Annotated in this window: 13 protein-coding genes; 3 read left to right on the top strand and 10 right to left on the bottom strand. The window is 46.6% G+C overall.

Features of this window, described 5'->3' with window-relative positions:
- The first annotated feature begins 83 nt into the window (after positions 1–83).
- Positions 84–437: a hypothetical protein gene (locus tag WBJ53_RS09530; protein ID WP_338875857.1), complete on the top strand. Its 354-nt coding sequence runs from the start codon at positions 84–86 to the stop codon at positions 435–437.
- Positions 438–539: 102 nt separating this feature from the next.
- Here WBJ53_RS09530 and WBJ53_RS09525 read toward each other — a convergent pair whose 3' ends face one another.
- From WBJ53_RS09525 to pgi, 6 genes are all read right to left on the bottom strand, one after another.
- The gene (locus WBJ53_RS09525) at positions 540–2,954 is read right to left on the bottom strand and encodes a hypothetical protein (protein ID WP_338875856.1); all 2,415 of its coding nucleotides are present in this window, start codon (positions 2,952–2,954) and stop codon (positions 540–542) included.
- Between the two features lie 788 nt (positions 2,955–3,742).
- Complete coding sequence (locus WBJ53_RS09520; protein ID WP_338875855.1) at positions 3,743–4,288, bottom strand: NADPH-dependent FMN reductase; 546 nt, start codon at positions 4,286–4,288, stop codon at positions 3,743–3,745.
- A gap of 21 nt (positions 4,289–4,309) precedes the next feature.
- Complete coding sequence (locus WBJ53_RS09515; RefSeq protein WP_338875854.1) at positions 4,310–4,876, bottom strand: bifunctional precorrin-2 dehydrogenase/sirohydrochlorin ferrochelatase; 567 nt, start codon at positions 4,874–4,876, stop codon at positions 4,310–4,312.
- 106 nt (positions 4,877–4,982) lie between these two features.
- Positions 4,983–5,870: a hypothetical protein gene (locus tag WBJ53_RS09510; protein ID WP_338875853.1), complete on the bottom strand. Its 888-nt coding sequence runs from the start codon at positions 5,868–5,870 to the stop codon at positions 4,983–4,985.
- A gap of 222 nt (positions 5,871–6,092) precedes the next feature.
- Positions 6,093–6,980, bottom strand: coding sequence for an outer membrane beta-barrel protein (locus WBJ53_RS09505; protein ID WP_338875852.1), 888 nt, complete (start codon positions 6,978–6,980; stop codon positions 6,093–6,095).
- Positions 6,981–7,144: 164 nt separating this feature from the next.
- Entirely contained in the window at positions 7,145–8,800 is a 1,656-nt protein-coding gene (gene pgi, locus WBJ53_RS09500) for a glucose-6-phosphate isomerase (protein ID WP_338875851.1), read from the bottom strand.
- Between the two features lie 222 nt (positions 8,801–9,022).
- Here pgi and WBJ53_RS09495 point away from each other — a divergent pair, with 222 nt between their 5' ends.
- Together WBJ53_RS09495 and WBJ53_RS09490 are read left to right on the top strand one after the other, a co-directional pair.
- A complete protein-coding gene (locus WBJ53_RS09495; RefSeq protein ID WP_338875850.1) occupies positions 9,023–9,871 on the top strand; it encodes a 2OG-Fe(II) oxygenase in 849 nt (282 codons plus the stop codon).
- A 131-nt stretch (positions 9,872–10,002) separates the two neighbouring features.
- A complete protein-coding gene (locus WBJ53_RS09490; protein WP_338875849.1) occupies positions 10,003–11,667 on the top strand; it encodes a glycosyltransferase family 39 protein in 1,665 nt (554 codons plus the stop codon).
- A 370-nt stretch (positions 11,668–12,037) separates the two neighbouring features.
- On the opposite strand, the gene WBJ53_RS09485 is transcribed toward WBJ53_RS09490, so the two are convergent.
- The 4 genes from WBJ53_RS09485 to WBJ53_RS09470 all read right to left on the bottom strand — a co-directional run bounded on the left by WBJ53_RS09485 (position 12,038) and on the right by WBJ53_RS09470 (position 14,789).
- Complete coding sequence (locus tag WBJ53_RS09485) at positions 12,038–12,811, bottom strand: GH25 family lysozyme (RefSeq protein ID WP_338875848.1); 774 nt, start codon at positions 12,809–12,811, stop codon at positions 12,038–12,040.
- 115 nt (positions 12,812–12,926) lie between these two features.
- Positions 12,927–13,166 (bottom strand): hypothetical protein, encoded by a 240-nt coding sequence (locus WBJ53_RS09480; RefSeq protein ID WP_338875847.1) that lies wholly within the window; start codon positions 13,164–13,166, stop codon positions 12,927–12,929.
- Positions 13,167–13,300: 134 nt separating this feature from the next.
- A complete protein-coding gene (locus WBJ53_RS09475) occupies positions 13,301–13,936 on the bottom strand; it encodes a peroxiredoxin (protein WP_338875846.1) in 636 nt (211 codons plus the stop codon).
- Between the two features lie 214 nt (positions 13,937–14,150).
- On the bottom strand, positions 14,151–14,789 hold the full coding sequence (locus tag WBJ53_RS09470; RefSeq protein ID WP_338877173.1) for a response regulator transcription factor: 639 nt from the start codon (positions 14,787–14,789) through the stop codon (positions 14,151–14,153).
- Between the last annotated feature and the right edge of the window lie 2 nt (positions 14,790–14,791).

Below are 14,791 nucleotides of genomic sequence, written 5' to 3'. Positions count from 1 at the left end.
TCAAGCATAGTACTTTTTGCGTTAATAGCTTATAAGTTGTAAATTCACCGCAGGGTGAACTCTAAAACCAAACAACCCAAATCATGTCCGAGAAATTCACCGACGACCTTTTCGACCTCAAAAATGACAGGCGACTGAGTGTATACCTCTACCGGGCTGGCTTCGCCTGCTGGTTGCTCTACATTGTGTCGGGTGCCCGTTTTATGCATTCAGTGAGCATGTATCGAACAGATTTTGGGGTGTTCTCGTTCTTTCTGATGGTTATGGGCCTGTCGGCCTCCATGATTTACGACTACTACCATCATCCGGTCGAGTTTGCCCAAAAGAAAAAGTGGCTGGCAATCAGCTATCTGGTGCTGGCGGGTCTGATCTATTTTTTCATTCTACACAACGAACCCGTATCATTGGGTCAGCTTTTCGGCAAAGGGTTGTTTTAGTTTAATAAGCTAAAACCCTGTCGTCATTTCTTTTCTTTATTGTGGCAGTTATATTCTGGCTAGATAGCTGCATACCAGATCGTATTTAACGAAAAGTTGTCTTCATTTAGCGGGCAACAGTTCAATTGTTACTCCCCATAAAGCGGCTAGTTCATCCCTGATTTCTTTCTGCTCGGCTGGCTTTCTCTTATTAAAAAAAATCCTGAACGATTCATCATTTATTTTGTTCTGCAGCTCACGGATGTCGTTTTTCTCCGTTCCATAACCATGGCGGTAACTCTCTTTGAGTAGTGAAATACAGTCAGATACCTTGCCATAGCGATTCATAATCTCATATAATGCCGCTTTAATATGCAATGTACGAAAGGGGTCCTGACGAGTCGGGATCTCGCGATTGGGTCTCAGTTTTGAATTTGGCAATACTAGACGATTTAGCCGACCGGCAAGATAAAATGGTAAGCCAGGCTCAATTTCCTTTAGGTCTGTCAGGTCTTTCTCTAAAAAAGGATCATATTCACGGTATATATCATACTCTTTTAATTTTATCTTTTCAAGATCAATATCCTTTAGGCTTACTAGTACTTCCATCCTTGCTTCAGGCATATCTTCAGTGTGCGCAAAACGACTCGATACTCCAAATGCCGTAGTAATAGAGCTACTGGGTTGAACTTTGAAATACATACTTAAATGAAATGTCTTCTTATCATTTCCCTCTCGACGCGAATCAAAATAAAGAAATAGCCTGTCAGTACCAGTATTATTAAAAGCACGGCCATAATATTCGATGGTATATTCACTCTCATCGGGCTTCTTTCGCTTCTCAAACTTCATTATCAATCGTCCATCAGGATGAATTTTCAGCGGATAGCCAGCAATTCTATAATTATCGTTTCGGTGATTCTTGCGGATAAGCGCAAAACATATATAATCACCTGCCAATTCTCGGGCAAAATGCAATTCCTCGGGTGTATGATGAGGACGCGGCAAATGAGGCCAACCAATATGCTGATACAATGGGAGTGTTTCGGTTGGGATATGTTGGCTAACTTCGAGCAAAAAATTAGCTAATGCCCGATCATATTGCAGGAGTTCACCGATTTTATCACTTGCCAGCCATTTGCTGTCAAGTGGATCTTTTCGTAATGCAAAGCGCCCTAGCAATAACTTCTGACGATTACGATTTTGCCCCATAATAGCCCCAAAGTACCATTCACTATCTGGCGATTTAGCAAACAAAATTTGGAAACGGAACCTATTCTGCTCGGGCATAAAATCGAATTCACCCCGAAACACCCTTCGCCCATGTCCTTCGGTAGCTTCGACCTGTAGATACCCTTTATTCGTTGGATTAGTTTGAGGATTATCATATTCAATAATAGCCTGGCTAGGCTGATCGGAATTTACCACAGCATTAACTTTTAGCATAAAATGAACCATATCCCGCTCAGCATCAGCAGGATCGTCCCGCTGGATGGCTTTAAAAAAATAACCATGCAGGGGTTGGCTAAACAATGCTACAGATTCTCGCCAAAGTAAAAAGCCGGGAATTTCGTCAAGAGTTGCAAATGAGCTAGGGCGCAGCAAGCGTGTCTGATAAGCCACATACGTTCGCGCAAACGATATTAAACTCTGCACTTCCTGCTGTTTTTCAGGTAATGCATCCTCGGGTAATTTAAGTAATTCATCAGCAATCAAAAATATACGTCCCATAGCCGGATACCCTTGAGCCAAATCAGCACTTGTAAACGTACCCGTCAGTACAGTATTGTCAGCATGATTATTCTGAACAGTAAACACTACCATCAATTTATCCGCTTCGCCTGGCCTATCGGTAGTTTCGGAAAGGGAGAGATAATAGGTACGGTGATTTTCGGTTGCGCCATGGGTTCCAGATATCGTTTCATTACGTAACTCAATAGGTCCCTCATAAGCGATTGCCCTACCGTCAGGTGTTTGATAGGAAAATCTGGCTGTGATCCAGTTACCGATAATGGTCAGATTACCTTCCATGACCTGACCAAGCAGTTCCTTTTCTCGCTTTGTACGCCGGAGCCAATGCCAGAAGTACACATTGAATGTACAGTATGGCTGCGGTTTTTTCAGTTCAAGCTGACTAGATTCGGTTTGCTTTACTTCGAAAAAACAATCCATCAGATCAAGCAAATACCCTTTAAGCCAGTTCTTTTTCAATAAATTTCTCCCTTGAAGGTCACCCTCTTTCTTTCCTGGTTTTGTACGATATTTTTCAATCCAATCATCCGGATATGGAGTGATAAGCGATAAACCTTGCGTTTTTAGATAGGTAGCAATATCAGCAATGTAACGCCTGAACGAAGTGGCATTACTACTAATATCGGGATGCTCAATCCGACGATTGGAGAAATGACTAAGTTGCTTATCTACCTGGGTAAGGTCATTACGATATTCTTTCAGTAATCGGGTTAATAGCTCTGCTAATTGTTGAAGCTCTTCATTACTAATTGTGGACAGCTTTGATTTCGAATCTGATTTGAACATTTGAAGATTGAATAGTCTGTTTTGTGGATTCAACAAAACTATTCAAAAATTTGGCAATACCAAAAATAGACTATGGTATGCCAAAAAAACAGTTTCCTTTCCAAAATCCTTTGTTGAAAAACCAATCTACCATATACGATTCTCCAAAATATAATTTCGTTAAAGCAATTTCTTTTTCAATAAAAAAACTAAAATCAACATAATTCCAATAAAAAATTCTGCAAAAAAGCTTGACATCAATTGTGTTTCTTTGACATATTTACCTTCGGAAGGCGGGAAATACCTGCTTCTACAAACTTCAAAATTCCAATACGATGAAAACCTCAAATTCAAAATCAACATTTTCTCAGGTCTCTGACATTTTTTCGAACAAACGATCAGCTAGAAAATCAGAACAGTCCGAACCTAAAAAACCTATGCACGAATTCTGGCTACATTTTTTTGCACTGGTCTGCTCGCACATAGTCTATCTGCTATTCGTTGATGTTACCCAAATTTTTTATCATACTTAAACAACTAAAACAATGAATAATAAACCAGACAAGAGGCTTTGGATTGTGCTGACTGTCTTTTGCATGGCAGCTTCGCTCATCAATTTAATAACCTCCATTTCTCACCAAGCCGACGTGCCGCTTATTGCTCTAATTAGTTATGATATCCCCTATATCTAAATCGATCTGACCGGCTCTGCATACGGAGCCGGTCTTTTTTTACTATATCCTCTCTATTAAGTTGGCCTCAATTAGAAAATAAACAGCATTGTTTTATAGTATATAATTTTAGTAGATTTATTTCCTACAAATATTTTGACTTACGGCAACAGCGCCCACCAATGCCCCAACTGCACTGCGCAGGCTATTTACCAACTCTTCATTTGCCAGAATACCATCTTCATCGAGCGAGCGGCCGGCCACCGACACAGCGGGCGAAGCCTCAGGAACAACGTTAGCCATCATCACCGTCAGCGTTTCAATCAGTGACGTATGTGCAAACAACGATCGGGGCGATGCATTGATGACGCCAACCGGTTTGTTCATAAACTCGCCACTGCTTACTATCCAGTCCAGCGCATTTTTCAGGACTCCCGACACGCCATGTGCATACTCGGGGCTGCAAATCAGGAGTGCATCGGCGGCTTGCAGACTGGCCCGAAAATCGGTAACGGCGGTAGCAACCTGCTCATTGTCGAGATCAGGATTGAAGGGAGGAATATCGCCCAGTTTATCGTAGAGCGTAATTGTAACACCAGCCGGAGCCAGCCGTATGATGGCGCGCAATAGCCGCGTGTTAGTCGAAGAAAGTCGTAAACTACCCGAGATAGCCAGAATATTCATGAGCGTTGGTGCATTATGTGCTCATTTCAACACCTTCGTAATCTCATTTAGTTTCTCCATTTTCTGCACGAAATCGCCTTTAAGCTGATTGCGGATGGCGGTCAGGTTATCGAGAGTTTCCTGTAAGCTATCGGGCAGAATATCTTCCAGCACTTCCCGAAATCGCTTGGCAAACGTTGGCGACTTCCCATTCGTTGAAATCGCAATTTTCAGATCGCCTTTCTTAACCACTGAACTCAAATAAAAGTCGCACAGATCGGGTGTATCGGCTACGTTTACTAGTATCCGTTGCCGTTTACAGTCCGCCTGCACCTGTCGATTTACGGCCTTATCGTTGGTGCCAACAATGACCAGATCTTTGCCGGAAAGAAACAATTCGTGGTATGGCTCCTGAATCAGTTCCAGTTTGGGATGCTGACGAGCCAGTTCGCGAATTTCGTCCCGAATCTGGGGAGCAATCAGGGTAACTCGGGCATCGGGAGCGTTGCCGAGCACGGCCGACGCTTTCTCTAAACCGACATAGCCGCCACCCACAATCAGGAGGTGCAGATGCTCGGCTTTTACGAAAATGGGGAATAGCGTATTCATAAAAAAAGTCGATAGTTGTCGGCCAATAGCCACTTGCTGGTATCTGACAGCAAACTTACGACTATTACCTGACGGCTATCGACTCTTGTCTGGCGGAGTATCGTTTTTAGAACTTCACCCCTAAATTGACACCCAAAATCCGGCGTTTGGTATTGCTCACATTATTAAGCACATCTGCAAAACCATAGTGATACACAAAATCGAGGAACAATGGGCCCGCATCGAACCCGATATTAGCCAGGCCATTGACCGTAGCAGCCGCAAAATCGCTCTGCGAAAAATTGAAGGCGTTGTTATTCACCCCTAGTGGCGCTGCGTATTCGGCACCAATCTGAATCCGAACGCCTGAGATACCCCGATCCGACTGAGCAACTTTCACCCCAATGTAGGCAGGAACATGAATATACTTCTGGTCGACATTGGAAGTAATATCGCTGATTGTGCTACCATCGCCAGCCTGATAAAAATCAGAACTGGATGTCAGGTATTCGGCACCAATCTGGCCATACACGCGACCACCACCCCGCACAAAGAAACCTAGCTGATAGCCTAACCGTCCGCTGAGTTTGTTCCCCTGAACATCTTCGCCTTCGAAACGGGTTGAATTGGCTCCGGCATACAGCCCAAACGTAAAGTTTTTGTAGTTCTCTTTATGCTCTTTACGCTCTTCAACTGCCACACTGCGCCGACCATCCTCGTAGCCTTCGTCGTAGGCCTGGCTCAGCTCGTGACCAGTGTACATGGGAGCCGAATACCGGCGGCCCATCTGCTCCTCATAGCGATTGTCGTACCGGCGGTTTTCGTCACTGCGCCGATTGTACTCTCGTCGTTCATCGAGCCGATCGTCCAGGCTCTGTTCATACCGGCGCGATGGCCGATAATCCTGCCGATAATCCTGATCGTATCGATTGTAGTAGGAATTTTGCTGACCGAGTGCCAACCCGGCACTGCATACGCCTGCCAGCAATAAAATTGCGTTAACTGATTTTTTCATAAGCTGTTGAGTTGAGTATAGGCATCTAGCCTGTATATTTTTACAACCATGTGCCCGTGTTGAATGTTTCGGGTATTTCTCAATAGTTGCTGGTCATCAGTCATTGGTCAGTAGCAATTGGTAAACAAATGACAACTGACCAATGGCAAACTACTAATGACCATAAAAAAGAGCCATTTCGGTGAGGAAATGGCTCCCTTTGCTGATAAAGGAATTGGCCAATTAGAATTTGAAGCCTACGCTTGCACTAAGAATCCGGCGTTGCGATCCGGCAAATCCGGTTGCCATAACGGGTTGAATCGAATTTCCGAAGCCATAATGATAGGTTAAATCGATCAGCAACGGGCCAATATCGAAACCTAGTTGCCCGAGTCCGTTAAAGGTGCCGCTTTTAATTTCAGAATTACTCAGGTTAAACGAGTTGCTGTTCGAATTGATCCGATTGGCATATTCGACCCCAACCTGCAAACGAACCGCCGAAATTCCCCGATCCGATTCAAGCAGTTTGTAGCCTATATAAACCGGAATCTGAACGTACTCGATATTAATCTTATCCTCAATCTGGCTCACACTAGAGCCATCGCCAGCCGTGAAATAGTTGGAACTGGATGCAAAATATTCAGCACCTACCTGTCCATATAAGCGACCGCCACCCCGAACGAAAAACCCCGCCTGATACCCAAGTCGGCCTGTCAGACGGTCGCCGTTCACATCTTCACCTTTAAACCGGGTCGTGTTTAAACCAGCATAGATTCCAAAGGCAAAGTTTTTATAATCTTTAGTCTTCTTCTCTCTAGCGGTTCGGGTAGTATAGGTTTCGGTAGACGTTGTTGTGGTTGTCGAGCCGTTGTAGCTGTTCGTTGTTGGCGTTGTCGAATAGGTGCTATTGGAGTTGTTCATATTCGACGAGTTGTCCGTCGACATGGTCGTAGGCGTTGATGAATACGTGTTGGTTGACGGATTGGTCGATGTGCTGGTTGTGTCAGTTACCGGCGCAACACTATAAGTCGACGTTGTTGTGGTTGTCGATGTTGTATTCGTCGTACTTTGTCCGTTCGTAAAGCCAACACCGAGCAGGCTAACTGCCAGCAGTGTAAGTTGAGTTTTCATGATATTTCCTATAACGTTGATTTGTATAAAAAAAGGGCGCAACCGAAGTTACACCCCATTAACAGCCCAATTACGAACAATGTTTTTAGATTATTTCAATTTGACGCTTTATGCTGTTTAGCCCAATTTGAAAACTATCCAGCGGAGTGTCGGCACACAGGCTGCTATTCGTTCCGCATTTTCTTGAATGCGTTGATCAGACCGTTTGTAGAGCTATCATGTGTGCTTACGGGGGCATCGTTCTGTAGTTCAGGCAAAATACGGCTGGCAAGCTGTTTGCCAAGCTCAACACCCCACTGGTCGAAGCTGTAAATATCCCAGATAACGCCCTGTGTAAAAATTTTGTGTTCGTAGAGCGCAATCAGGCTACCCAGCGTACGGGGTGTCAGTTTCTTGAACAGAATCGAATTGGTAGGCCGATTGCCCGAAAATTCCTTAAACGGAGTCAGAAAGGCGATTTCTTCTTCACTCTTACCCGACTTACGCAACTCTTCGGCGGCTTCGTCGGCGGTTTTTCCATTCATCAGGGCTTCGGTCTGCGCAAAGAAGTTGGCCAGCAGAATTTTGTGATGCTCACCAATGGGTCGCTGGCTGATAGCCGGAGCCAGAAAATCGCAGGGGATCAATTTCGTTCCCTGGTGAATCAGTTGGTAAAATGCGTGCTGTCCGTTGGTACCGGGTTCACCCCAAATGATCGGCCCGGTCTGGTAATCGACCGGTTTGCCTTCCCGATCAACCGATTTACCGTTGCTTTCCATATCGCCCTGCTGGAAATAGGCCGCAAACCGATGCATGTACTGGTCGTAGGGCAAAATAGCTTCGGTTTGCGCACCGAAGAAATTGTTATACCAGATTCCAACCAGCGCTAGTATAACCGGCAGGCTCTGATCGGCCGGTGTATCGCGAAAATGCAAGTCCATGGCGTGGCCACCTTCCAGCAATTCTTCGAAGTTATCGTATCCAACATACAACGCTATCGACAAACCAATGGCCGACCAGAGCGAGTATCGTCCGCCAACCCAGTCCCAGAAACCGAACATATTGGCCGGATCAATACCAAACTTTTCGACAGCCGCCTGATTGGTCGACAGTGCAGCAAAATGTTTAGCAATGGCTTTTTCATCTCCGGCAGTTTCCAGAAACCACTGCCGGGCCGTTTGAGCGTTGGTCATGGTTTCCTGCGTAGTGAACGTCTTGGACGCAATCAGGAATAGCGTTGTTTCGGGCTTTACGGTCTGGAGGGTCTCGTAAATATGTACCCCATCGACATTCGACACAAAATGAACGCGCAGGTTTGGGCTGGCGTAGGGTTTCAGAGCCTCCGTAACCATCACCGGACCCAGGTCCGATCCGCCAATGCCAATATTTACAACATCGGTGATCGCTTCGCCCGTATAGCCTTTCCACTCACCCGACCGAACCCGCTCCGAAAATTCTTTCATGTGTGCCAATACCTCATTAACGTCGGGCATCACATCCTTACCGTCGACCAGCACCGGTGTGTTCGAGCGATTCCGCAACGCCACGTGCAACACAGCCCGATCTTCGGTACGGTTAATTTTATCGCCCGAAAACATCTTGCCTATGGCTTCGGCAAGTCCGGCCTGTTCGGCAAGCTGCAACAGCAGACCAAACGTTTCGCTGGTAATCCGGTTCTTCGAAAAATCGAGCAGGATGTCCTCAAACTGCCGCGTAAACGTTGAAAAACGCCCGGCATCTTCGGCGAACAGATCGCGCAGGTGACGTTCTTTCAGGCTTTCGTAATGAGCCTGTAACTGAGCATAAGCCGGGAGGCTGGTAAATCGATGATTCGGAAGCATAAGAAGGAAGTTTATAGTTTATAGCTTTCGGCATATGGTTTACAGTTTTCAGTGCTCCGCCTGACCAGGGATTTCTCTCCTGCGGAGCACTAAAAACTGTAAACTGTATACTGAAAACTGAAAACTCATTTCTCGTCGCGAATATCGTATTTCCGACGCAATCTTTTTCCAGATAAAACAGTTTCCTTATGAACAGCCCCATTCAACAATTACCTTTGCGGTATGAATACAACCACGGCCGATACGCTCTTCGACTACGATCGCTGGCAGGCGACGCTACCTGCCGATGCTCAACGGTATCAACAAAACCAGCCTTATCCGCATATTGCGCTGGAAAATTTTCTGGAGCCCCAGGCAGCCGAACGGGCACTGGCGGCTTTTCCGGCCGTGGGCGATGCTGGCTGGATTCACTACGTTCACGTCAACGAAAAAAAACACGGGCTGAACAAAATGGATTTGCTGCCACCAGCTATTCAGGACGTTATTCGCGAAATGAACTCACCCCGGTTTGTGGCCTATCTGAGTCAGCTTACGGGTATTGCAAACCTGATTCCCGACGATTCGCTCGAAGGGGGTGGCCTGCACCAGTCTAAACGAAACGGCTTTCTGAATGTTCATGCCGATTTTACGGTACATCCACACAAGCGCAACTGGCGTCGACGGGTAAATCTGCTTATCTACCTCAACCACGACTGGAAACCCGAATATCGGGGTGATCTCGAACTCTGGGATCGCCAGATGAAAGGTGTCGTTCAGAAAATAGCACCGATCTTTAACCGCTGCGTGATCTTCAATACCGATGAAGATTCGTATCACGGCCTGCCCGATCCAATTTTGTGTCCCGACGATATGACCCGTAAGTCGATAGCACTCTACTACTTCACCGAAGAAACCGTAACGCCAACCCTGCGGGCTACCAACTACAAAGCCCGACCAGAAGATGGTGCCAAAGCCATTCTGATCTGGCTCGACAAAAAAATGGTGGCGACCTATACCTCCATCAAACGTACTTTAGGCATCGACGACGCCTTTATCAGCAATATTCTTAACCGGCTGAGTGGCAAGAAATAAGCGTTGTCCTATTCGCTAGTTTTCCGGCCCGACGTGTTCAGAACTGTTCCGACGAGGGTGCTGCCTCAAACATTTTTCCTTACTTTTGCAGCCCTGTTCACTGGTGTTGAACAGGGCTTTTTGCATTGCCTATGAACCAAAAACTGTTTTATTCGCTCCTTTTCGCAATAGTTGGTGCTTTACTGTTTATTCCTTTTCTGGGTGGGGTCAGGCTGTTCGACTGGGACGAAATCAACTTTGCCGAATGCTCCCGCGAAATGGTGGCCTTAGGCGATTATCTGCGCGTACACGTCGACTTTAAACCATTTTATGAGAAGCCGCCTTTCTTCTTCTGGTGTCAGTCGCTGATGATGACTATTTTTGGTACCAATGAGTTTGCGGCCCGGCTACCCAATGCTATATGTGGTATCATTACGCTCATTTACCTCTACAATCTGGGCGCTAAACTACACGGTCATCGGTTTGGTATTCTCTGGGCGCTGGTCTATCTGGGCTCGGTTACTCCTCATTTATATTTCCGGTCGGGCATTATCGATCCATTCTTTAACCTGTTCATTTTTGTTGGGTTAGTAAACCTGATTTTTGCCTCCTGGAAACGCGAAGGCACCGCCAGCAACCTGCTGTTGCCCCGCTCTGTGTGGGGTTATCTGTTTATTGGCGGGTTTGTCTTGGGAATGGGTATCAACACCAAAGGGCCGGTCGCTTATCTGATTGTCTGCCTTACGCTCTTCGTTTACTGGATACTGAGCCGTTTCCGCTGGTTTATTACCCCCCTTCAGTTTCTGTTCTATTCGGTAGCGGCTACGCTGGTTTCGGTAGCCTGGTATGGCCTCGAAACATTTCTGCATGGCCCGGTATTCATTACCGAATTCCTAAAATATAACTTCCGGCTGTTCAGCACGCCCGACGCGGGTCATTCGGGTTTTCCGGCCTACCATTTTATTATCCTGCTGGTTGGCTGTTTTCCGGCGTCTATTTTTGCCATTAGGGCGTTTGGTCAGCTCATGATCGAACGAAACTACCAGCGCGAATTTCGCCGTTGGATGATCATTTTGTTCTGGGTGGTGCTGATTCTGTTCAGCATTGTACAGTCCAAAATTGTTCATTATTCGTCCATGTGCTACTTCCCGCTGACGTATCTGGGTGCGCTGACGCTTATCCATATGGAAACCAACAAATTCCGGTTTAACAACTGGTTCCGGGCGGGGCTGATTGTGGTAGGTGGTTTGTATGTGCTGGCCACTATTGGCTTACCCATTCTGGCGCATCGGATGGATCTGGTTAAATCAGTAGCCGATCAGGATGCGTTTACGCAGGCGAATCTGGATGCCAAAATCAACTGGACGGGCTGGGAAGTGCTGCCGGGCATATGGCTATTGATTGTTCTGACGCTGAGCATTATGTGGTATAACCGACACCAGATTGCACAGGCAACGCTGCTGCTGTTTGGGGGCATGGCCATTTTTATTACGCTCACGCTCTGGTTCTTCATCGGCCGGATCGAAGGCATTTCGCAGGACGCGGCCATGCGCTTTTTCGAGCGGGCACAGGGGAAAGACGTCTACGTGAAAGCCTATGGCTACCGCAGCTACGGACCTTTCTTCTACACGCAGAAGCCGCCCGTTACGAATCCGAACTATTATGACGATAACTGGCTGCTACGCGGTAAAATCGACAAAGACGTTTGGTTCATCAAGAAAAACGTAGACACGCATACCGCCCTCGATTCGCTTCCCGACATCAAAAAAACTGGCGAAGAAAACGGCTTTGTTTTCTACATACGGAAGGCGAAATAGAGGTTTTCGGTATTTAGTTTTCGGTGGGTTGTTAACGGGCTTTTTAATAAACGGTTTTAACCCTGAAAGGGCGACCTAATTATAGAGCATTTCCTTTCAGAACTCCGAAGGAGTGGCATAATCAACCTATCATGTCACTCCTTCAGAGTTCTGAAAGATGGAAGTCTGTCCTTGTCTATAATTCTGTCATGCCTTCGGCATTTAGTACTGATTTTCCGTACTCAGTTTTTGTATTTTGCTCAGCGAGCATTCGATGGCAATTGACAACGTCATCAAGCGCCATACTTTTCCTCGTCATCGCTCAAGGGACCGATTCAGCCCTTTTCATCTCCCTTATTGCGCCAGCCACCGAAAACCGAATACCGAAAACTTACAAACAAATCTCCTTCATCCGGTTTTCGTCCATGACGAAGACGTTGAAATCGACCTGACCACGAATGCCCTGTACCCAACCGTTCTGGTTATGCTGCCAGAGATACAGATTGTCGGGGTCGTAGGCACGCAGGTGCTTTGTGGAGTAATCGGCTATCCAGAGCGGGTAATCGTCCAGGTGGCCTTTAATGTAGCGCTTGTAGAGATTCCCGTTGGTGTAGATGATTGGCCGGGCCTCATAATGCTCCTCCACCGTCTGGAGCCAGAGCCGCAGCCCGTCAATAATGGTCTCGTCGGATTGGCCGTTGGTTACCTCAAAATCGACCACGGGTGCAAAATCGCCGGGCGATAGGTCAACATGGCTGATAAAGTTACGGGCCTGCTTCAGCGGGTCGCGGGTTGGATGGTAAAAATGATAGGCACCCCGGCGCAGGTTCGACTTTTTTGCTTCCCGCCAGTTCTTGTCGAAATGCTTATCGGCCATGGTAGCCCCTTCGGTTGCTTTCACAAAAACGAACTGCAGCCGAACACCATCGGCCTCCATTGCCCGAACGCGCTTCCAGTCGATTCGGTCGTTATGGCGCGACACGTCGATACCATGAATGCCGTAGCGCATGGGTAACCGAATACCGAAGGCCCGTACAAAGCGCCAGTCCATATCGTCGTGGCGGTAAGCTCTAAATACCCAATAGCCAACTGCCAATACCATAAAGGCCGAAATCCAGAGACCGTATCGCCGAAAAATAATGTTGGCCAGAACGCGGGTTTTCATGAAGCACTCGTTACTTTTTGAGCCGAAAATACAGCTTTATGGGCGAATAGTATACACAAAAAAAGCTCTCCGCATAGTGCGGAGAGCCTCTTATTAGGCTGTTGAACCGATTTGCTCAATCGTGTCCTTCGAGCTTGACGATTTTGTTGTATAGCCCCAGAAGCAGGAATGGAGCGGCCCATTGGCCGACAAACAAGCTGCGGTTTTTTGAGCCCTGGTACTGTAAAAATAACGATACGGCCATTGAGCCAAGTGCCGACCATAGAAAAATGTCGGATGGCAGTTTGGCCGTTTGCTCCTCAATTGCACTTGCAACGGGGCCTTCTGTGTGTTCTGGATTTTGATTCTTTGCCATAACGTTGATTAATTGGTTTATTACAGAAGCCTTAACTGGCTGTTGAAAACCTTTGTTCAGTTTATGACCAAGTAATTAGGGGCTTTTGAGGGAATAGACCTAAAAGGTTTTTAAAAACCTTTTAGGTCTGCTGACTATTTGTTCGGCTGGGGCGTCGTACGCAGGTACGGTTTTACGAACGTTACTCCTTTCGGGAATTTCGTTTCCAGTTGGTCGTTCGACACGGCTGGCGTAACAATCACATCTTCGCCGTCTTTCCAGTCGGCTGGCGTAGCAACCTGATAATCGGCTGTCAGTTGCAGTGAATCGATTACCCGCAGCAGTTCGTTGAAATTACGACCTGTTGAAGCCGGATAGGTCAGCGTCAGTTTGATTTTCTTATCGGGCCCAATCACAAATACCGAACGAACCGTTGCTTTTTCGCTGGCATTAGGGTGAATCATGTCGTAGAGCGTAGCGACAGTCCGATCGGGATCGGCAATGATCGGGAAATTCACCTCAACACCCGTAACGTCTTTAATATCGGGCGTCCAGCGATTGTGCGAATCCAGATCGTCGACCGATACGGCAATCACTTTTACATTCCGTTTTCCGAACTCATCTTTCAGCAGGGCTGTCTTGCCTAATTCTGTCGTACAAACGGGCGTAAAATCGGCCGGATGTGAAAACAGCATACCCCATGAATTACCGAGCCATTCATGAAAATGGATGTGGCCCTGGGTTGTGTCGGCCTCAAAATCAGGGGCAATATCTCCTAAGCGAAGTGACATAGTGCAAAAGGTTTATATTATTAACTCTATATACTTTATCTAGTAAAGTCAAAATGGAAAAACCGGCGTGTTACACCGGTTTTACGAAGCAAACGTAGAAAAGATTTTCGAAGTTCACAATGCGTAGCCAGCTAATCTGGAACAATCAGACTATGGTCTTTTATCAGGCAACGTCTCTGCAATTACGTTCTTCGATAGCAGTACTATTGCGAACTTAAATCAGTTTTTCTTCAACAGCAATCCGAACCAGTTCGGCAGCATTCCGAACCTGTAACCGGCGCATCATATTGGCTCGGTGGTTATCGACCGTCCGAACGCTAAGCTGAAGCCGTTCGGCAATTTCGCGGCTACTCATGCCATCGACCAGAAATTGCAGAATTTCTTTTTCCTTATTCGACAAACGCGATGGCTGAACCTCACGCCCCTGCTTGCTGCCTTTTTTCAGTTGTTGCATATACCCGCTCAGAATGATGGAGGCTACTGGTGAGCTATAATATTTTTCACCTGCGGCAATCATTCGAATCGCCTTGATCATTTCGTCAGACGACGAATCTTTCAGAATATAGCCATAAGCTCCTGCTTCTACCGAGCGAAGAATATAGTCTTCGTTATTATGCATCGACAGCATCAACACCCGAACGCTCTTATACAACCGGGTAATTACCTGTGTGGTCTGAATCCCCGACATCCCCGGCAGTGAAATATCCATCAGAACAACATCGGGCTGATGCGATTTTAGTTTTTCGAGAGCCTCTTCGCCATCATTGGCTTCATCGATAATTTCGAGCCCTTCGGCCTGTTCCAGCAAAAGCCGAATTCCATCGCGGACAATTGAGTGGTCGTCCACTAACATTA

Source organism: Spirosoma sp. SC4-14 (assembly GCF_037201965.1).
GTDB lineage: Bacteria > Bacteroidota > Bacteroidia > Cytophagales > Spirosomataceae > Spirosoma.
Note: the sequence above shows the minus strand (reverse complement) of the source record. Positions and strands in the feature narration are given on the sequence as shown.